This is a genomic window from Thalassospira sp. MCCC 1A02491, from assembly GCF_001613785.1.
In the GTDB taxonomy this organism is placed as follows: Bacteria; Pseudomonadota; Alphaproteobacteria; order Rhodospirillales; family Thalassospiraceae; genus Thalassospira; species Thalassospira povalilytica.
Window position 1 is genome coordinate 1 of the sequence record NZ_LPVX01000029.1, and the last position, 20395, is coordinate 20395.

At 54.4% G+C, this 20395-nt stretch carries 17 protein-coding genes and 1 tRNA gene; 11 read left to right on the forward strand and 7 right to left on the reverse strand.

All coding sequences use genetic code 11. The annotated features are described in order from the left end of the window. Positions 1-86: 86 nt before the first annotated feature. From AUQ42_RS09680 to AUQ42_RS09695, 4 genes are all read right to left on the reverse strand, one after another. Positions 87-1199 carry an ABC transporter ATP-binding protein gene (locus tag AUQ42_RS09680; protein ID WP_068518891.1) on the reverse strand — a complete coding sequence of 371 codons (1113 nt, stop codon included), beginning with the start codon at positions 1197-1199 and terminating at the stop codon, positions 87-89. Positions 1200-1203: 4 nt separating this feature from the next. Continuing rightward, positions 1204-2091 (reverse strand): carbohydrate ABC transporter permease, encoded by an 888-nt coding sequence (locus AUQ42_RS09685; RefSeq protein ID WP_068518892.1) that lies wholly within the window; start codon positions 2089-2091, stop codon positions 1204-1206. Beyond that, positions 2084-2992: a carbohydrate ABC transporter permease gene (locus tag AUQ42_RS09690; protein WP_068518893.1), complete on the reverse strand. Its 909-nt coding sequence runs from the start codon at positions 2990-2992 to the stop codon at positions 2084-2086. The genes AUQ42_RS09685 and AUQ42_RS09690 overlap by 8 nt, the downstream gene beginning before the upstream one ends. A gap of 96 nt (positions 2993-3088) precedes the next feature. Next, on the reverse strand, positions 3089-4351 hold the full coding sequence (locus tag AUQ42_RS09695) for an ABC transporter substrate-binding protein (protein WP_068518894.1): 1263 nt from the start codon (positions 4349-4351) through the stop codon (positions 3089-3091). Positions 4352-5042: 691 nt separating this feature from the next. Here AUQ42_RS09695 and AUQ42_RS15795 point away from each other — a divergent pair. Beyond that, the gene (locus AUQ42_RS15795; RefSeq protein WP_114097336.1) at positions 5043-5207 is read left to right on the forward strand and encodes a DUF1127 domain-containing protein; all 165 of its coding nucleotides are present in this window, start codon (positions 5043-5045) and stop codon (positions 5205-5207) included. 205 nt (positions 5208-5412) lie between these two features. On the opposite strand, the gene AUQ42_RS09705 is transcribed toward AUQ42_RS15795, so the two are convergent. Then, positions 5413-6987, reverse strand: a complete 1575-nt coding sequence (locus AUQ42_RS09705; protein ID WP_068518896.1) for a cryptochrome/photolyase family protein — start codon at positions 6985-6987, stop codon at positions 5413-5415. Positions 6988-7255: 268 nt separating this feature from the next. On the opposite strand from AUQ42_RS09705, the gene bfr (AUQ42_RS09710) reads away from it, so the two are divergent. From bfr (AUQ42_RS09710) to AUQ42_RS09730, 5 genes are all read left to right on the forward strand, one after another. Then, complete coding sequence (bfr, locus tag AUQ42_RS09710; RefSeq protein ID WP_068518897.1) at positions 7256-7732, forward strand: bacterioferritin; 477 nt, start codon at positions 7256-7258, stop codon at positions 7730-7732. Between the two features lie 21 nt (positions 7733-7753). Then, complete coding sequence (bfr, locus tag AUQ42_RS09715; RefSeq protein ID WP_068518898.1) at positions 7754-8245, forward strand: bacterioferritin; 492 nt, start codon at positions 7754-7756, stop codon at positions 8243-8245. A 214-nt stretch (positions 8246-8459) separates the two neighbouring features. Further along, positions 8460-10985: a heavy metal translocating P-type ATPase gene (locus tag AUQ42_RS09720; protein ID WP_082817814.1), complete on the forward strand. Its 2526-nt coding sequence runs from the start codon at positions 8460-8462 to the stop codon at positions 10983-10985. Between the two features lie 15 nt (positions 10986-11000). Continuing rightward, positions 11001-11384, forward strand: a complete 384-nt coding sequence (cueR, locus tag AUQ42_RS09725; protein WP_068518899.1) for a Cu(I)-responsive transcriptional regulator — start codon at positions 11001-11003, stop codon at positions 11382-11384. A 43-nt stretch (positions 11385-11427) separates the two neighbouring features. After that, entirely contained in the window at positions 11428-11910 is a 483-nt protein-coding gene (locus tag AUQ42_RS09730) for a cytochrome c (RefSeq protein ID WP_231856731.1), read from the forward strand. 102 nt (positions 11911-12012) lie between these two features. Here the strand turns inward: AUQ42_RS09730 and AUQ42_RS09735 are convergent, their stop codons facing one another. Together AUQ42_RS09735 and AUQ42_RS09740 are read right to left on the reverse strand one after the other, a co-directional pair. Beyond that, a complete protein-coding gene (locus AUQ42_RS09735) occupies positions 12013-13125 on the reverse strand; it encodes a PAS domain-containing sensor histidine kinase (protein WP_068518901.1) in 1113 nt (370 codons plus the stop codon). 21 nt (positions 13126-13146) lie between these two features. Continuing rightward, positions 13147-14412: a D-amino acid dehydrogenase gene (locus AUQ42_RS09740; protein WP_068518902.1), complete on the reverse strand. Its 1266-nt coding sequence runs from the start codon at positions 14410-14412 to the stop codon at positions 13147-13149. Positions 14413-14621: 209 nt separating this feature from the next. Between AUQ42_RS09740 and AUQ42_RS09745 the strand changes: the two genes are divergently transcribed. The 5 genes from AUQ42_RS09745 to clpP all read left to right on the forward strand — a co-directional run bounded on the left by AUQ42_RS09745 (position 14622) and on the right by clpP (position 20238). Further along, a complete protein-coding gene (locus AUQ42_RS09745) occupies positions 14622-16085 on the forward strand; it encodes a bifunctional ADP-dependent NAD(P)H-hydrate dehydratase/NAD(P)H-hydrate epimerase (protein WP_068518903.1) in 1464 nt (487 codons plus the stop codon). 251 nt (positions 16086-16336) lie between these two features. Next, on the forward strand, positions 16337-17737 hold the full coding sequence (locus AUQ42_RS09750) for a malonyl-CoA decarboxylase (protein WP_068518904.1): 1401 nt from the start codon (positions 16337-16339) through the stop codon (positions 17735-17737). Between the two features lie 168 nt (positions 17738-17905). Continuing rightward, positions 17906-17990: transfer RNA gene (locus AUQ42_RS09755), tRNA-Leu, on the forward strand. Positions 17991-18104: 114 nt separating this feature from the next. Further along, positions 18105-19565: a trigger factor gene (tig, locus tag AUQ42_RS09760; protein WP_068518905.1), complete on the forward strand. Its 1461-nt coding sequence runs from the start codon at positions 18105-18107 to the stop codon at positions 19563-19565. 43 nt (positions 19566-19608) lie between these two features. Beyond that, a complete protein-coding gene (gene clpP / locus AUQ42_RS09765) occupies positions 19609-20238 on the forward strand; it encodes an ATP-dependent Clp endopeptidase proteolytic subunit ClpP (protein WP_068518906.1) in 630 nt (209 codons plus the stop codon). The last annotated feature ends 157 nt before the right edge of the window (positions 20239-20395 follow it).

Consider the following 20395-nt stretch of genomic DNA (forward strand, 5'->3'; position numbering starts at 1 on the left):
CGGGCCGCTTTTTTCATGACCGGCGGGTTTGACACACCGGTAAAAGAAGAATGGCGGGTGGCCCCCAGAACCACCCGCCAGTCAGATCAGATCCGCAACTCGGTTTCCGGGTCAAACAGACTGATCTGAGACATGTCGGCCGAGAAGGTCATGCTCTCGCCCGGTGTCGGTGCGCGGTCCGGACGGACACGTGCGACGATTTCTTTGCCGGCAATGTCGATCACCGTCATGGTGTCGGCACCGGTCGGTTCGATCACTTCGACCTTGCTGTCGAAGTTGACATACTGGCTGCCCGGTTCGTCTGAGCCGGTACGCTTGTGTGTCAGGCCTTCCGGACGGATGCCAAAGACGACTTTCTTGCCGACATAGGCCTTGTAGCTTTCCGGTGCTTCGAACAGCGGCAGGGTAATCGGACCGCCATCACGTTCGATGGAAACGGCAAGCTTGCCACCATTGTCGATCAGGGTCGCATCGACAAAGTTCATGGACGGCGAACCGATGAAGCCGGCAACAAACATGTTGTTGGGGCGCTCATAGATGTTCTGCGGCGTATCGAACTGCTGAAGAATACCGCCTTTCATGACCGCGATGCGAGATGCAAGTGTCATGGCCTCGATCTGGTCATGGGTCACGTAAACGATGGTCGAACCAAGACGCTGATGCAGTTTCTTGATTTCGGTCCGCATATCAACGCGCAGCTTGGCATCAAGGTTGGAAAGCGGTTCGTCAAACAGGAAGATATCCGGATCACGCACAAGCGCACGGCCCATGGCAACGCGCTGACGCTGACCACCCGAAAGCTGGGACGGTTTGCGATCCAGAAGCGGCTCGATCTGAAGCAGCTTGGCGACATCGGCAACGGCTTTGTCACGTTCCTGTGCCGACACACCGCGGATTTCCAGACCAAAGGTGATGTTCTTGCGAACCGTCATGTTCGGGTACAGCGCATAGGACTGGAACACCATGGCGATGTTACGGTCTTTGGGGTGTACGTCGTTGATGACGCGGTCACCGATGCGGATTTCCCCGCCGGTCGAACTTTCCAGACCGGCAATCAGGTTCAGAAGGGTCGATTTACCGCAACCCGACGGACCGACAAGGACGAGAAACTCGCCATCTTCGATTGCCAGATTGATTTCCTTGAGAACTTCGACAGGGCCAAAGGCCTTGCGAACTTTATCGAGGGTGAGTGATGCCATTTGCTTATCCCTTCACCGAACCGGCGGTCAGGCCGCGGACGAAGTATTTGCCTGCCAGGACATAAACCAGCAATGTCGGAAGACCGGTCAGCAGGGCTGCTGCCATATCGACATTGTACTGTTTCACGCCGGTAGTGGTGTTGACGATATTGTTGAGTGCGACTGTCATCGGAGCGTTTTCGCCAGAGGCAAAGGACGCGCCAAAGAGGAAGTCATTCCAGATCTGGGTGAACTGCCAGATGACCGAAACCACGATGATCGGGGTCGAAATCGGCAGAATGATGCGCCAGAAAATGGTGAAGAAACCCGCACCGTCAATGGTGGCTGCTTTTACCAGTTCATCCGGGATCGATACGTAATAGTTCCGGAAGAACAGGGTGGTGAAGCAAAGGCCGTAAACGACATGGACCATAACAAGGCCCGGGGTCGAGCTGGCAAGGCCGAGCTTGCCAAGAACCTGTGACATCGGCAGCAGAACGACCTGGAACGGAATGAAGCACCCAAACAGCAGAAGCGCAAACACGATGTTGGCACCCTTGAACCGCCATTTGGTCAGTGCATATCCGTTGATCGCACCAAGGAAGGTCGAAATCAGAACGGCGGGGATCGCCATTTTGACCGAGTTCCAGAAATAGACTTTGATCCCGGTGCATTCCACACCGACGCAGGCTTCGTTCCATGCATAATTCCATGCATCAAACGTCACCACCCGCGGCAGCGAAATCAGTGATCCTTCGCGGATTTCGTCAAGCGACTTCAACGATGTTGAAATCATGACAATCAGCGGGAACAGATAATAGGCTGCGAACAGGATCAAAACGAGATAGAGCAAGCCGCGCAGCACCGTGTTTTTCCAGCCTGCGTCGTGGCTATAGGTCTGAAGATCAGCCATTTTTCTTGCCTCCGCGCAGTTCGGAATACAGGTACGGCACAATGATTGCCATAACGGTTGCCAGCATCATCATTGCACTGGCCGCGCCAACACCAAGCTGGTTGCGCTGGAATGCCATGGTGTACATGAAGGTTGCCGGAAGATCCGATGCGTAACCCGGACCGCCACCCGTAAGGGCGATGACCAGGTCAAAGCTTTTGACGGCCAGATGGGCCAGAACGACGATCGCACTCAGGAAAACCGGGCGGATCGACGGAATGATAATGCCGAAATAGATACGGGGCAGGCTGGCACCGTCCATATAGGCTGCGCGAATGATGTCCTGATCGACGCCGCGCAATGCCGCAAGGAACATTGCCATGACAAAGCCAGATGCCTGCCAGACAGCCGCAATCACAACCGTGTAGATCGCCATGTCCGAATTGACCAGCCAGTCGAACTTGAAGCTCGTCCAGCCAAAATCATGCATCATGCTTTCAAGGCCAAGGCCCGGATTGAGAAGCCATTTCCAGACGGTACCGGTCACAATGAAGGACAGGGCCATCGGATACAGGAAGATCGTGCGAAGTGCGCCTTCGGCGCGAATACGCTGATCGAGAAGAACTGCCAAGAGGCACCCGATGATCAGGCAGGTCACGATAAACAGACCGCCAAAGACCAGAAGGTTTTCAATGGCAACATGCCAGCGTTCCATTTGCCACAGGCGTTCGTACTGTCGCAGGCCTGCCCAATCCCATACAGGAAGCATGCGCGACTTGGAAAACGCCATATAGCCCGTCCACAGGATGAACCCGTAAACGAAAAACAGGGACGCAGCAAAGGACGGTGCAACAACGATCTTGGAAAGATGACGCTGGATGCGGGCCGTCAGGTTGCTTTCGGTGCTTTGAGAAGCCCCCATACCCTTTGCCTCAAAAGTTAAAGTAGCGGGAAGCAGGCCCCGGAAACCGGGGCCTGCATACGATTCAGTCGATAAGACTGTTCAGATCAGGTGAGATTAGTCTTTGGCCAGTTCAACAGCTTCGACCAGACGCGAGACGGCTTCGTCAGACGACATGTCGGAGTTGAAGTGGGCGGTGACAACGTCAACGATCGCACCGGACAGGTGGCCGCGAAGTGCCATGCCGTGTGCCATGGACGGCAGGAAGCCACCAGCTTCCTGGGCTGCCAGAAGGTCAGCTTCGGATTTCTTGGCGCAATCGTCGAACTTGTCGAGCGAAACACCAAGACGTGCCGGGATCGAACCTTTGAGAAGGTTGAAGGTTTCCTGGAACTTCTCGCCAACGATCAGTTCAGCGAGCAGTTTCTGGCCTTCGACCTTGTCGTCACCCGAAACGTTGAACATTGCAAAGCTGTCAACGTTGAACAGGTAGCCGTGCTCCGACGGGGTTGCCGAGCAGATGAAGTCTTTGCCCGGTACTTTGCCAGCAGCAAGGAATTCGCCTTTTGCCCAGTCACCCATGATCTGCATGGCAGCTTCGCCATTCATGACCATTGCGGTTGCAAGGTTCCAGTCACGACCCGGGAAGTCGGCATCGACATAACCGCGGATTTTACGCATCTGGTCGAACACCGCTTTCATGGTGTCGGATTTCAGAGCGTCTTCGTCGAGATCAACCAGAGCTTTCTGGAAGAATTCCGGGCCGCCAAGGCCAAGAACGACGGTTTCAAAGACGGTTGCGTCCTGCCACGGCTGACCACCATGAGCAACCGGGGTAATACCGGCAGCTTTGAGTTTGTCAGCAAGGGCGTTGAACTCGTCCCAGGTTTTCGGGGCTTCGGTCGCGCCGACTTTTGCCAGAAGGGTCGGGTTTGCCCAGATCCAGTCAACACGGTGAATGTTTACCGGAACAGCAACATAGTCGCCTTCATACTTCATGACGTCCTGAATCGCCGGCGGGATAACCTTGTCCCAGCCTTCTGCTTCGGCAACGTCATTGAGATCAGCAAGCGCACCCTGTTCGGCCCAATCCTGGATCGCCGGACCTTTAAGCTGAACAGCAGCCGGTGCGTCACCAGACAGAACGCGCGAACGCAGAACGGTCATGGCCGCATCGCCGCCACCACCAGCAACCGGGCTATCGACCCATTTGCCGCCTTTGGCTTCGAAATCTTCTTTAAGTGCAGCAACAGCTTTCGCTTCGCCGCCCGAAGTCCACCAGTGCAGAACTTCAGCGGTCGGCTCTGCATGTGCAAAGCTTGCAGTTGCGAGTGCAGAAATCGCCACACCGGTGGCGAGGATGGTTTTGCGCAGATACATTTAGGTTTCCTCCCTGGCTTTGAACCATTTGCAGCGACAACATGCTGTGAGAGACCGTTCAATGCATCCACAAAACTGTAACAGGGCGTTTCCAGAATGCGAACTGAAACAATCTGTTACAAAAATAATTTGGTAGCCAATCATCATATTGCAGGGCAGCAAAAACAATTAGAGCGTTTGTCAGCATCAAAGATGTTCCGGACCGTCACAAGTGCCGGAAAATTCAAGCATATTGGTATGGTTTACGATGTGATCCGGCACAAATGAAACCTGTTTTACGCCATTTGTCGGTTTTGACGGATCTGTTGTCGGGCGACAAAACAGGCGATCCTGTTTGCCCGACGTCAAATCGGTCATCAATTTCGCGAAAACAGACGTCATTTCCGTCAAAATTAAGCTGATATTGCCCGTGATCACCGGTGTTTTGCCGCGCCGCGGTACGTTTTGACGGGGCGTCCATTGGCTGAAAACATCTGTGAAATATGCATAACTTCGGGATTTTGTGGCCGATCAGCCGTAGTCGCGGGTTTATATGTGACGAAATGGAACAGATGATATGCAAACTTTGGCAATTGAGGATTGAGTGACCCTTGGGCATATTGCATTGCGAAACTACTGAGGTGAATGCGCCAGACAGTTGGAGGTGAGCTCCAAGGCAGCATTCGAATTTTGTAACCCAAGGAGGTTCAACATGTTCCTGTCCAGTATTCTTGTTGCTGTTCGCCGTTGGGCCTATGCACGCTCGGTTGCGAATGAACTTTACGGCCTCGATAAGCGCGATCTTGATGATGTCGGTATTTCTCACTGGCAGATCAAAGACGTTGCTCGTAAAGCAGCTCGTGACGCAATTGCATAACGCCAGCGCACTTTAGGCACCCGTTCATCGGGATTGCCAATGCGGAAGCCGGACATCAGTCCGGCTTTTTGTGTTTTGGGCGACAGTTTCGTCTTTTGGCAATTCTGTCTTTTGGCGTCCGGTCCAGAGCAGCCTTTCCTGCGATCAGCTTGCCGTTCTGGTTCGGAACGGGGAACCCGCCCGGCTTTGGGGTGATTTCCAGAATTTAAAACAGTGTTGCCTGCTTTGGCTGATTTGAAAAATCGCCTTTATCAAGACGGTTCAGGAACTGTTCGGCCTGTGTGATCAGGTCGCGCTTTGTCTGGTCTTTCATCCGGGCCCAGTTACGATATGGCATGCCGAGGCGGGGATTGTTGCCAAGCGTATCGGCATTGCGATCCAGAAAATGCCAGTAAAGCGCATTGAACGGGCAGGCGTCCGGCCCGGTGTTTTTGCGCGGATTGAATTGGCATCCCTGACAATAGTCCGACATGCGATCAATGTATTTTCCGCTGGCCGCATAGGGTTTGGACGCCATGACCCCGCCATCGGCATAAAGCGCCATGCCCAGGGTGTTTGGCAATTCAACCCATTCAAAAGCATCGATATAAACAGCCAGATACCAATCGCATACGTCCTTGACGGACAGACCGGCAAGCAGGGAAAAGTTACCAATCACCATCAGGCGCTGAATATGGTGGGCATAGGCATTGTCCAGCGTTTCGCCGATTGCATGACGCAAACAGTTCAGTGAAACGTTCCCGTCCCAGAAAAAGGCCGGCAGTGCCCGGCTGGCATTGAAATGATTACGCGTGGCGTAATCCGGGCCCATGAGCCAGTAAAGACCGCGCACATATTCCCGCCAGCCAAGAATCTGTCGAATAAAGCCTTCGACCGCATTCAGGGGCGCTGTGCCGTCGTGATAAGCGCGCTCAGCCGCCCGGCAGACTTCTTCGGGCAACAGCAATCCGATATTGAGATAGGGACTGATCAGGGCGTGATAAACGGTCGCACTTTTGACCGTCATCGCATCCTGATAGTCGCCAAAGCGGGGCAGGCGGGTGGTGATGAAATGATCAAGTGCAGCCCGCGCATCATCGCGCGTCACCGCCCATCCAAATGAACGGGTATCCCCAATGGCATCGGGGAAATCTGTGTCAACGCATTCCAGAAGATCGCGGGTTATCTCATCGGTTGCAAAGGACATTGGTTCAGGCGGTGTCACATCGTCGGGCAGGCGTTTGCGATTGTCGTGGTCAAAGTTCCATTTGCCACCGACCGGCTTGCCATCGGGTTCCATCAGAATGCCGCTTTCGCGCCGCAGCCCGCGATAGAAATATTCCATCCGCAATTCTTTGCGATTGCGTGCAAAATCCTCGAACGCGCCAAGTGTTGCAAAGAACCGGTCATCGGGGCGAATTTCAAGTTCCGCATCAAATTGCGTTTCCCAGCCCTCTATTTCCTTGCGAACCCGCCATTCCCCGGGCTCGGTGATGATGATTTTCCGGCAATTATACTGATCAAGGGATGACCGCAGTGCTTTGCTGAAGCTGTCGCAGGGGCGGCTTTGATAGTCATGATAATCGACAATGAAGCCTTCTTGGCGCAGCTGATCTGCGAAATGGCGCATTGCTGACAGGATCAGGACGATCTTTTGTTTGTGATGGGGGACATAGGTGGCCTCCTGACGGGGTTCGGCCATGACAATGACGTCGGTCTGCGGATCTGCATCGGCAAGACTTGAAACAGAGCGCGTCAATTGATCGCCCAATACGAAACGAATGGTCTGACAAGAAGGCATTTTGATCCCGGTACAGGCTGCGTGAATGTGGTTACGAGTCGTACGGATCAGGGGCGGTAAAAGATCGCATTCAGGTGATTTTTTGCCGAAGCGATTTTCATTCGCAGGCCCAAATCTGCGAATGATTTTTAATCAATCAGTGTAAATGAAGAATTTTAAGGAAATCGCCTAAATTATTGATAATGGTAATCAAAGGCGCGTTTTTCTCTTGAAACGGGTGGGGGCTGTTCCCAATATCTTGGTAGCCCAACCCATCAGGAGAGCCATGATGAAAGGTGATCCAAAGATCATCACATATCTTAATCGCATTCTGACCAATCAGCTGACTGCGATTAACCAGTATTTCCTGCATGCCCGGATGCTGCGCGACTGGGGCGTCGAAGAAATGGGCGAATATGAGTACAAGCTTTCCATCAAGGAAATGAAACGTGCCGATGACACGATCGAGCGCATTCTGTTCCTTGAAGGCCTGCCCAATCTTCAGAACCTCAATAAACTTATGATCGGCGAAAATGTCGAGGAAATCGTCAGTTGCGACATGAAGTTCGAACTGGCCTCCTTGCCGCTGCTGCGCGAAGCAATCACTGCATGCGAAAAAGCCGAAGATTTTGTCACCCGTGATCTGCTGGTCAAATTCCTTGAAGAACAGGAAGAACATGTCGACTGGCTTGAGACCGAGGAGTGGCAACTCGAACATGTCGGTATCGCAAATTACATTCAAAGCCGTTCAGGCGACGGCGACTAACCAGATCAGGAGCTTAACGCCATGAAGGGTAGTAAAAAGGTTATTGCCGCATTGAACAAACAGCTGACTGCCGAGCTGTCTGCGGCCGACCAGTACAACACGCATGCCGAAATGTATGCCGACTGGGGCCTGCATTCGCTGTATGAGCGCATGCACCATGAAAAGGACGAGGAACTTGAACACGCCAAGCGTTTGATCGAGCGTATCCTGTTCCTTGAAGGCGTGCCCGACACCGCATCGCGTGAACCGATCAAGATCGGCAAAACCGTGCCCGAGATGATGAAAAACGATCTCGAGCACGAATATCACGTGATCAACCTGCTTAAGGAAGCCATCAAGATCGCGGAAAAGGAAGACGACTTCCAGACCCGTCAGATGCTGGTTGGTTTGCTGGATGACAGCGAAGAAGATCACGCATACTGGATCGAACAGCAGATCCGCCTGATCGATATGATGGGCTTGCAAAACTACATCCAGTTCCGCGCGGCCGGGGAACCGAACCCGCACGGCTGATCGAATTTTCGATCAACGCTTCAAAAGCCCCGGAATTTGTCCGGGGCTTTTTTTATTATAATTCAAAGCTTTCCAGTCTTTTTGCGCATCGGAACTTTTCGGCTTGACCTTCCAGTTGCTGGAAGGTCTATCTTCCACCATATCAAACAGGGATGTGCGCCAAACGGCATTGAAGCCATGCGCCCCCCGTCAACCCGGATTGAGGTGACAAGATATGGATAGCCGGATCGAAACAACCGATCACACCGCCCAGGGTAGTGCCGCCCAAGAAGGCCCTTCCCAGGAAAGCACAGACAGTGGATCACAGGCAGCGTCCGCGCAACAGGACGAGGTCAGTTTACCGATTGAGGGCATGACCTGTGCCAATTGTGCCGGGCGCGTGGAAAAGGCGATTGCCGGTCTTGATGGCGTGACCGGGGTCGATGTCAATCTGGCACTGAATTCCGCCCATATCCGCTTTGACGGTAACAAGCTTGATACGGCAAAGATTGCAGATACCATCAAGGATGCCGGTTATAGCGTTCCGCAACAGCAGCTGTCTTTTGATGTTGATGGCATGACCTGTGCGAACTGTGCGTTGCGCGTGGAAAAGGCTTTGGCCGCGATGCCGGGCGTCACATCGGCCAGCGTCAATTTCGCCCTTGAACGTGCTGATATCGACGCGTTGCCCGGCAAGGTCAATGATGCAGCAGTCATCCGCGCGATTGAGGATGCCGGGTATCATGCAACGTCGCGCAACACATCCGCAACGGGCGATAATGATGCGACCGACGGGCAATCCGCCACCGACAATGGGCAGGCGCGCCGGTTTGACAAATCACTTGTGATGCTTGCGGTATCGGCACTTCTGACCGCGCCGCTGGTGTTGCAGATGGTGTGGATGAACTTGGGTGTGAATTATCACCTGCCGGCCTGGCTTGAACTGGTTCTGGCAACACCGGTGCAGTTCATCATTGGTCAGCGGTTTTACAAAGGTGCCTGGGCGGCATTGCGCCATCGCAGTGCCAATATGGATGTTCTTGTCGCACTGGGAACGTCGGCGGCCTATTTCCTGAGTGTCTATAACATGGTGGTCGGCAAGCCCGGCGACATGCATCTGTATTTCGAGGCATCAGCAGCGATCATTACGCTGATCCTGGCTGGCAAGATCATGGAAGAACGCGCCAAACGCGGTGCGTCTGCTGCAATCCGTGAATTGATGGCATTGCGCCCGCGGCGTGCACGCAAACTGGTTGATGGTGCCGGTGAACAGGATGTCGCCATCGAAAGTCTGACGGTGGGGGATATTGTCCGTGTGCTGCCAGGCGAACGTGTTCCGGTCGACGGGACTGTGCATGCCGGTGAAAGCGAACTGGACGAAAGTCTGATTACCGGTGAAACCCGGCCGGTGGCCCGCATGCCAGGCGATGCCGTTGTTGGCGGTGCGGTCAATGGCACCGGCCGACTGGATATCGAAGTACGTGCGGTTGGCGATGACACAACGCTTTCGCGGATCATTCGATTGGTTGAAAAGGCCCAGACAGGCAAGGCACCGGTGCAAAAACTGGTGGATCGTGTTTCTTCGGTGTTTGTGCCGGTGGTGGTTGTGATTGCCCTTGTGACCCTTTCGGTCTGGTTGCTGATGGGGTACGGGGCAGAGGCATCCATCGTTGCCGCAGTTTCGGTGCTGGTGATCGCATGTCCCTGTGCGCTTGGTCTGGCAACCCCGACCGCCCTTGTTGCGGGGACGGGCAGTGCCGCGCGTAACGGGATCCTGATCCGCAATTTCGAGGCCCTTGAACAGGCACATAACGTTGATACCGTGATCTTTGATAAAACCGGAACCCTGACCGAAGGAACACCGACGGTCCGTGATGTTCGTGCCTTAAACGGGGTCGAACGCAATGACATGTTGCGTCTGGTTGCGGCGGTTCAGGCGGCAAGCGAACATCCGCTTGCGCGTGCGATTGTGTCATTGGCCCGTGACGAGGAAATGCAGATCCCCGATATCACCGATTTCAAAGGCAAAACCGGGGCTGGTGTCCTGGCCAGTGTCGAAAACCATTCGGTTGCAATCGGGACAGAGGCCCTGTTGCAGGATCAGGGTATCGCATCGCCCCAACAGGCGATTGCCGATGAAATCAAACAGCATGAAAGCGAAGGCCGCACTGTTGTGCTGGTGGCGATTGACGCTGCGTTTGCAGGCTATATCACCCTTGAAGACCGCATTCGTGAAAGCGCCAAACAGGCGATTGCCGATCTTAAGGCGCGCGGCATTTCATCCATCATGTTGTCTGGTGACAGTCAGGATGTCGCAACCCATGTTGCCCGTGAATTGGGATTGGAGCGCGGGGAAGGACGTATTCGCCCGCAGGACAAGGCGCGCGAGGTCGAAAAACTGCGTAAGCAGGGCCGTCATGTCGCCATGGTTGGCGATGGCATCAATGATGCTCCGGCATTGGCGGCCGCCGATGTTGGTATTGCCATGGGCGGCGGTACCGATGTCGCCATGGAGACCGCGGGTATCACCCTGATGCGGTCGGATCCGGCACTGGTGTCGGCGGCTATTGATATCTCGATCGCCACGCGCCGCAAGATCGCACAGAACCTGTTTTGGGCCTTTGCCTATAACGTGGTGGGTGTGCCGCTTGCCGCTCTTGGCGTTCTGAGCCCGGCGATTGCCGGGGCGGCCATGGCGCTCAGTTCTGTTTCGGTGGTCGGCAACTCTTTGACGTTGCGCGGCTGGAAAGTCCGGCGTTAAGGCGGGGAGACAGTTATGAATATTTCCGATGCAGCAACCCGGTGCGGGCTTCCGGCGAAAACCATCCGCTATTACGAGGATATCGGGCTGGTTACGCCAGGGCGGCTTGAAAACGGATATCGCGATTACAGTGACGATGACCTGCATAAATTGCGGTTTTTGCAACGTGCGCGCGGGCTTGGATTCTCGGTCGAGGATTGCCGTGTCCTGTTGTCGCTTTACGAGGATCGCAACCGCGCATCGTCTGACGTAAAGGAAATCGCCAAGGCCCATCTGAGTGAAATCGAACGCAAGATTTCGGAACTGCAAAGCTTGCAGAAAACACTTTCCGATCTTGTGCATGCCTGCCACGGCGATGATCGTCCGCATTGTCCGATCATCAACGATCTGGCGCGCTGAAGCGCGGCCCGTGAATCAAAAAAGAAAAGAGAGAGACCAAAGCGTGCAAAACAAAGGTGTTATGGTGCTGGGGGCCGCTGTCGGGGCCGCCATCATGTATGGAATTGTTTCCTTTTTCGTCCCGCAGGCCGGGCCGCAACAGAACGTGGAATTGCACCCCGATGATCTGAAGGTCGTGGCTCTTGGCAAGAAAATCTATGACGCAAATTGTGCGTCCTGCCACGGCGTAAAACTGGAAGGTGAGGCCAACTGGCGCGAACGGGGTGAAGACGGTTTGCTGCCAGCGCCACCACATGATGAAACCGGTCACACCTGGCATCACCCCGATGCCCTGCTATTTGCCTTGACCAAATATGGTCCGGCCGCAATGGCAGGGGATGGTTACACCTCGGCCATGCCGCGGTTTGAGGATGTGTTGAGTGATGAAGAAATCATCGCCAGCCTGTCCTATATCAAAAGCCGCTGGCCCAAGGAGGTCAGACAACGCCACGACCAGATCAACCAGTCAGCTGCACAACAGCAATAGTATGCAGAGCTAATTGGTGCGTTCAGCACGGCTGCATGAAACACCAAGCCCCGCATCGAACGACCGATGCGGGGCCTTTATGTTGATATTCGGGATGCAGGGTTATCCGCGCGGCAGCGTGATGCGCACGGTTGTTCCTTTGCCCGGTGCGCTTTCGATGCTGAGATTGCCGCCATGCAGTTCGACCAGAAGCTTTGCCAGCGGAAGACCAAGTCCGGTCCCGGCACTTTCCTTGACCCCGGATGGGTGCAGCTGTGAAAAGCGGGCAAGTGCGCGCGGAATGTCATTCGGGCTCATGCCAACGCCATTGTCGGCAATCGCGATGGTGACGTCATCATCGGTGGATGTCAGATTGATCGTGATCGTACCGCCATCAGGGGTGAATTTCGCGGCGTTGCTCAGAATATTGATCAGGATTTGTTTGAGCTTCAGCTTGTCACAGCGAAGGGCAAACCCATCCTGGGGCAATTCGATCCGAAGATGGTGCTTGCGACGGGTGATGTCGTCACGAACCAGTTTGGCTGCTTCATTGATGACGATGCCAAGATCAGCGTCTTCGGCTTGAAGGGTCATGGACCCGGCCGACAGCTTGGACACATCAAGCACATTGTTCACAAGTTCAAGCAGGTGCTTGCCTGCTTCATACACATCGCGTCCGCAATCCCGATAACCATCGGGAATATCCCCCAGAACGGCCTGGGCGATCAGTTCGGAATTGCCGATGATCGCATTAAGCGGTGTACGCAATTCATGGCCCATATTGGCGATGAAGTCGGATTTTGATGCATTTGCGTCGGCCTGATGGCGGGTTTGTTCCATCAGGGATCGTTCGGCTTGTTGCTGACGATCATTTTCCAGAAGCGTCATCAAAACCGCAGTACGTGTTTCATTGTTCTGGAAATATTCAAGCGGGGCGATCGAAAGATCGCAAACATGGCTTTCGCGTGATGCACCAACCAGAACAATATCACCGCGCCACGTGCGGCCCGATGCGAACACGTCTTCGATATCGTTGATCAGGCCCTTGGAAAGAAAGCCGGCCTTGCGGCCCATCATGCGGTCGCGCGATACACCAATCAGGCGCGCGATGGCCTCGTTACACTGAAGAACAATACCGTTTCGATCACAGATGACAGCCGCATAGGGCAGGGCGTTCAAGACAACCTGATCGGCCAATGGCACACTGGTTGTGCCAATCGGTGTATTGCTGGTCATATCAGCCCCTGGTCCCATGGTTTACAGTAACGCTCGTTTAAAACGTTCGATACCCAGCCCTGTAAGTGGGATGTCAGGTGTGCGATTGCTTATAACGTCGGCGATTGCCTTTGCCGATCCACAACTCATCGTCCAGCCCAGCGTCCCATGCCCCGTGTTAAGGAACAGATTACCATATTTTGTGCCGCCAAGAATAGGGGCAGAATCAGGCGTCACCGGGCGCAATCCCGACCAAAAGGCGATGCTGGACCGGTCCCCGCAATTTGGAAACAATTCTAATGCCTTATCAACGATCAGCTGATTTCGGCGCGGCGACATGCGCAGGTTATACCCGTCAAGCTCGGCAGTGCCTGCAACCCGAAGTTGGTTGCCAAGTCTTGAATACACCATTTTAACGCTGTCATCGATCAGGGCGGTGTGCGGTGCGCCGTCATAGCCGGTCGTATCGATACTGATCGAATAGCCCTTGCACGGGTAAATCGGCAAATTGATGCCAAGCGGCCTGACCAGAAGCGGACTGTAACTGCCAAGACAGACCAAAAAGGCATCAGCTTTGATCTGCCCCTGATTGGTCTGGACTGCCGTGACCTTGCCATTGTCATGGATCAGCCGGTTAATCGTGGTGTTGAATTTGAAATCGGCACCACGGGCACGGCAATGGCCGGTCAGTTGTTCGGTGAATTTTCGGGCATCGCCACTTTCATCATCGGGGGTGTAGCTGCCACCGACAATAGGGGCCGTGCTTTGACGCAAGGCAGGTTCAATTTCGTAACATTCCTGCGTGCTGACCAGTTTTCGGCCAAGACCGAGTTCCTGCATCTGTTGGGTCGCACGCGCAACCGCAGCCATTTCGCCATCATCGCGGCAAATATGCAGGATACCCCGTTCACTGTGATCGTATTGCAGGTCAAGCTGACCGCGCAACGCACGCAGGCAATCACGGCTATAGGTCGCAACCCGCAAGGCCTTTTCAAGATTGATCTGCGCACGTTTATCCGTGCAATTGGCCAAAAACCGCAATCCCCAGGCAAATAGTTGCGGGTCAAAGCGCATTCTGATCAGAAGCGGCGCTTCTTCGCGACCAAGCCATTTCAGGATTTGTCCCGGCGTACCTTTGTTGGCCCACGGCGTCGCATGACATGCAGAAATCTGACCGCCATTGGCAAAGCTGGTTTCCTGCGCGCTGGCATGTTGGCGGTCAATTACCGTGACCTGATGACCATTTTGCAAAAGATACCAGGCCGCTGTCGTCCCGATGACGCCAGCACCCATAACGACAACATGCATGTGGGCAAAGCCTTGTTGCGGAAAGTGCGTGATCTTTGCAGACCAGAAAGATAACCCTATGTGCTAACTGTCTGATGTGCGAATTTTGGTGCAATATACTGTTACATCAGGAAAATGGCTACCGGTGACTTGCCATGTCCGGTGACCGGATGGCAGGCGGGAATTCCGCCATGCTGGTTGATGCTGCCGCGCAAAGCTGACGGGGTGAAATGTTCGAAATTCTGACCACAGACCAGATGTATGAAGCAGATCGTCGCACCATCGAAGGCGGGATTGCCGGTGATGTGCTGATGGAGAATGCCGGACGTGCGGTGTACGAAGAAATCGTGCGCCACTGGTCACCACGATCGGTATCGGTTCTGTGTGGGCCGGGCAATAATGGCGGGGACGGTTTTGTCATTGCGCGTTTGCTGCGCGAAGCGGGCTGGTCTGTAAGGCTTGGGCTGATGGGGGATGTCGCGGCCCTTAAAGGGGATGCCGCACATCATGCCGCGCGCTGGGAAGGCGCATCCGAACGCCTGTCACCGGCGCTGGTTGTCGGGGCGGATCTTGTTGTCGATTGTATCTTTGGTGCCGGGCTTGCCCGTGACATCACGGACGATATTGCGGTGCTGGTCACCACGATCAATTCAAGTACGGCTTCTGTGATTTCGGTTGATGTGCCCTCAGGCGTTGATGGCAATACCGGCATGATCCGCGGATGTGCGATCAAGGCGGATCTGACAGTGACGTTTTGCCGGGCCAAGCCGGGGCACTATCTTTTGCCGGGGCGATTGATGTGCGGTGAACTGGCCATTCGCGATATCGGGATTTCCGATCAGATCATTTCGGAAATCCGGCCAAATTGCTGGCGCAATGATCCTGTTTTGTGGCGGGCGGGCATCCATTGGCCCGGTCTTGACGGGCATAAATATCATCGTGGTCATCTTCTGGCTTTTGGTGGGGCTGCCATGACCGGGGCGACCCGCCTTGTCGCGCGGGCCGCACGGCGGTCCGGTGTCGGATTGTTGACGGTGGTATCCGACCCCGCAGTCTTGCCGATATACGGGGCCGATAGCCCCGGCGTGATGACCGCACCGATCGGTCAGATCGAAACTCTTTTGAATGATTGCCGGCATAACGCCTTTGTCATCGGGCCCGGATACGGGGTTGGCGACGATACAAGAAGCCTTGTTCTCAAACTTTTGCATCAGTGCCGGTCAACGGTTCTGGATGCGGATGCCCTCACAAGTTTTGCCGATGATCCGTCTACATTATGTTTTGCGGTTCAGGGGCCGACGGTATTGACCCCGCATGAAGGGGAATTCGGTCGCCTGTTCCCCGACATCGAAGGTGACAAACTGACCCGTGCGCGGGCGGCGGCGAAACGAAGTGGTGCGACGGTTCTGATCAAAGGTGCCGATACGGTCATTGCCGCCCCGGACGGGCGCGCGGCCATCAGCGCCATTGAAGCCCCCTGGCTGGCAACGGCCGGTTCTGGCGACGTGTTGGCAGGGATTATTTGCGGGCTGATGGCGCAGGGCATGGAAATGTTTGATGCGGCCTGCATGGGTGTCTGGTTGCATGGCCGGTGCGGTGCGGATATTGGCCCGGGGCTGATCGCCGAAGATATTCCGGACCATCTTCCCGTCATTCTGCGCGAATTGTGGCTGGCCTCGCGGAAGAAAGCCTGAACATTTCGCCATTGATCCCAGTGATTGCGCAAAGCGCGTTTTGCACCAAATTTGTGACAAGTACCAACAGGTGCTGGATGTTTGGTGCCGACCTTCCGATATAAATGTCAGACAGGCCGCATAAAGCCGCATAAAAAGTGATGCCAACGACATCTCCTGCATGTCTTACGTGGTGTGAAAAAAACAACGGTCAGTCGTGGTCTGCCCGGATCATGGCCGGGCTGTAAAACTGCTGGATGTGGGGGACAATCATGTCTCAGACCTTTCTTGACAGAACCATAGATAATCTTCGTCTGGCCTGGCGTGAATTGCGCGACAGTTCGGTTGTGCGCAGTCTTGGTCTTGATGAAGGCCAAAGCCGTCAGGATCGTTGGCGCCGTCAGATCGCAGATTGTTTGGCCCGGCGCGGTGGTGCGGTATCGGCGCGATCACGTGCGGCGGAACTTGGGCATGATTTTCTGCGCCTTGATGATGCTGGCAAACGTGCGTTTCTGCATTTGCTGGTCAATGAATTTGGCGTGGATCGCGATCATGTTTCGGCGGTCATGGCAGACTGGAACATGGCTGATGATCTGGCTGAACAGGCGCTTCTGGAGGCGGAGCTCAGAACCGCACTTGTGCCACCATTTCGCATGATCCTTAAGGAATTCAATTCCTTGCCTCAGGGGGTGAAGTTTCTGGTTGATCTGCGGGCTGATCTTTTGCGCTGGCGCAAGGAGGCACCGGGACTTGCGATTCTTGAACGCGATCTCAAGGAATTGCTGGCAAGCTGGTTTGATATCGGTTTTCTGGAATTACAGCGCATTACGTGGAATTCATCGGCAGCCCTTCTGGAAAAGCTGATCGCTTATGAGGCCGTTCACGCGATCCAGAGCTGGGACGATCTTAAGCGTCGGCTGGCCCCGGACCGCAGATGTTTTGCCTTTTTCCATCCGGGAATGCCCGATGAACCGCTGATCTTTGTCGAGGTCGCACTGGTTAACGGCATCGCCGGAAATGTCGATGCCCTGATCAAGGGCGATCAGGACGCACATGAACAACAAGGCCTTCAAGCGGGCGCAGTGGCCGATACCGCGATTTTCTATTCGATCTCGAACGCACAGGCTGGGTTGGCGGGGATCAGTTTTGGTGATTTCCTGATCAAGCGGGTGGTGGGTGAATTACAGCGCGATTTGCCCGACCTTAAACAGTTCAGCACCCTGTCACCGATCCCGGCACTGCGCGGCTGGATGAACAAACAGCTTGATGCAATGGCGCAAAAACAGGAAACCGGCCTGCCCAAGGCGATCGAGGCGGCCTTGCGTGATTGTGATGACCTGATGGGGCCAAAGCCGCCTGCCAAACATCCCGACGAGGTCAGCGAACGCACGCGTACCAATATCGAATATCTTGCCGCATGGTATTTGTTGAATGCCAGACGCCCGGAAACCGGGTCGGCATTTGATCCGGTGGCTCATTTCCATCTGACCAACGGCGCACGGGTCGAACGGCTTAACTGGAACGGCAATGGCAAGGAAAACGGCTGGCTACAGTCATTCGGGGTGATGGTGAACTATCTTTACGACCTTTCGATGATCGAAAAAAATCATGAAAGCTATGTCGGGCAGGGCAAAATTGCCGCATCTGGCGCGGTCAAACGTCTTTTGCGCTAGTTTCTTTTTTCACGCAAACCGTTGAAAGTCGCGCGATAGCGCGGCCGTTTGCCGGTTAATTTCGACAAGAATGCATTTGTCGAAAAGGCGATGCTTGCATGAGGTGAGCGAAGTTTGTATTAAGGCGCACTCATTCCGGTCTTACCGGCGTGATTTGCGTGCTTGTGTGCGGGCGTGGCGGAACTGGTAGACGCGCTGGATTTAGGTTCCAGTGGAGCAATCCGTGGGGGTTCGAGTCCCTTCGCCCGTACCACTTGCAGGCTTTAAAATTAGATCAGGTTTTATATTCGTTTAGTCATATTGACTTTCTGACGTCCGGACTGCGTCGCGTAACGGACATTATTCGAACCAAGCAAAAGAGTTATCTATGCAGGTTACTGAAACCAAAAACGAAGGCCTGGCGCGCGAGTTCAAAGTCGTCGTGCCCGCCGCACAAATCGAAGAAAAAGTCGTCGCCAAGCTTGACGAGATCAAAGACCAGGTTCGCCTGCCGGGCTTCCGTCCGGGCAAAATTCCGGCGAAACTCCTGCGTCAGCGTTATGGCCAGGCCGTCATGGGTGAAGTTCTTGAAGCTGCTGTGAACGAAAACACCGGCAAAGTTCTTTCCGACAATGACCTGCGTCCGGCTGTTCAGCCGAAAATCGAAGTCACCAAATTCGACGAAGGTGGTGATCTCGAGTTCGATATCGCTGTTGAAGTTATCCCGGCAATCGAAGCCATGGACTTCAAAAAGCTGAAGCTGACCCGTGAAGTTGTTGAACTTGACGAAGCCAAGGTTACCGAAACGCTTGAGCGTATTGCTGCTGCACAGGGCACCACTGAGCCGCTCGCACGCAAGCGCAAGTCGAAAAAAGGCGACGTTGTTGTCATCGACTTCCTCGGCAAAATCGACGGTGAAGCATTCGACGGCGGCAAAGCCGAAGATTACGAACTCGAACTGGGTTCGGGCTCCTTCATCGATGGTTTCGAAGATCAGCTGACCGGTGTGAACGCTGGTGACGAAGTTGTCGTCAAAGTGAAATTCCCGGAAGCTTACGGTGCAGCTGAACTCGCAGGCAAAGACGCCGAGTTCGACGTAACCGTCAAGGAAATCAAAGAAAAGAAACCGGCTGAGCTGGATGACGAACTGGCCAAAAAACTCGGTCAGGAATCGTTCGAAGCCCTCAAGGACGCGATCCGCAAGGATTACGGCCGCGAGTACGAATCGGTTTCCCGTCAGAAGCTGAAGCGTGAACTGCTTGACGCCCTTGCAGAAAACCACAGCTTCGAACTTCCGACCTCGCTCGTTGAAAACGAACTCGAAGGCATCATCGGTCAGATCAAACAGGCCCGTGAAGCTGGTCAGGAAGATGACGAAACCAAAGGCAAGTCCGAAGAAGAGCTGACCGAAGAGTTCCGCGAAATCGCAGAACGTCGCGTTCTTCTGGGTCTTCTGCTGGCAGAAGTCGGCCGTGCAAACGACATCCAGGTTACCCAGGAAGACGTGAACAAGGTCCTCGTTGCCGAAGCTCAGAAGTACCCGGGCCAGGAACAGCAGGTTATTGAATTCTATAAAAATAACCCGCAGGCCTTGCAGGCGCTTCAGGGCCCTGTATATGAAGACAAGGTCGTGGATTACATCGTCGAACTCGCCAAGGTTGAAGAAAAGACCGTTACGGTCGAAGAACTTCTGAAGCCGGAAGAGGAAGACGAAGCTCCGAAGAAGAAATCGGCTGCCAAGAAAGCACCGGCGAAAAAGGACGCAGAGAAAAAGGCTCCGGCCAAGAAAGCTGCTGCCAAGAAGCCGGCTGCGAAGAAAAAAGCAGCTGACAAATCCGACGAGAAGTAATCCGACCGGACACGGTTTAGGATAATGCAGGGAGTTGCAGTTGATGATTAGAGAACAGATGAATTCGCTTGTACCGATGGTGGTTGAACAGACCAGCCGGGGCGAGCGTGCCTACGACATCTTTTCGCGTTTGCTCAAGGAGCGTATCGTTTTCATCAACGGCCAGGTCCATGACGGCATGTCGTCGCTGATCTGTGCGCAGCTCCTGCATCTCGAATCGGAAAATCCGGACAAGGATATTTCGCTTTACATCAACTCTCCGGGCGGTGTTGTGACCTCGGGTCTCGCCATCTATGACACCATGCAATACATCCGTTGCGATGTTTCGACGGTGTGCATGGGGCAGGCGGCATCCATGGGATCGCTTCTTCTGATGGCCGGTGCAAAGGGCAAGCGTTATTGCCTGCCGAATGCACGCGTCATGATCCACCAGCCGTCCGGCGGTTTCCAGGGCCAGGCATCGGATATCGAAATCCATGCCCGTGAAATCTTGGCACTGCGTCAGCGTCTTAACGAGATTTATGTCGAACATACCGGCCGTGATCTCAAGACGATTGAAGATGCGATGGAGCGTGACAACTTCCTCACCCCGGATCAGGCCAAGGAATTCGGTCTGATCGACGAAGTGGTGACCTCGCGTCCGAAGCCGGAAGGCGATGAAAAGAAAGACTGATTGCCATATCGCAATCGGTGAATACGCCCCGGTCAATGGCCGGGGCGTTTTTTTATGTCTTGCCTCATGGCAGTTTTAAGTCATAGACAGGTAATTAGCGCGTGCGACAGGCCGATGTCTGGAACTTGTGGGTCGCTCGAACGTTCGGGTGATTAAT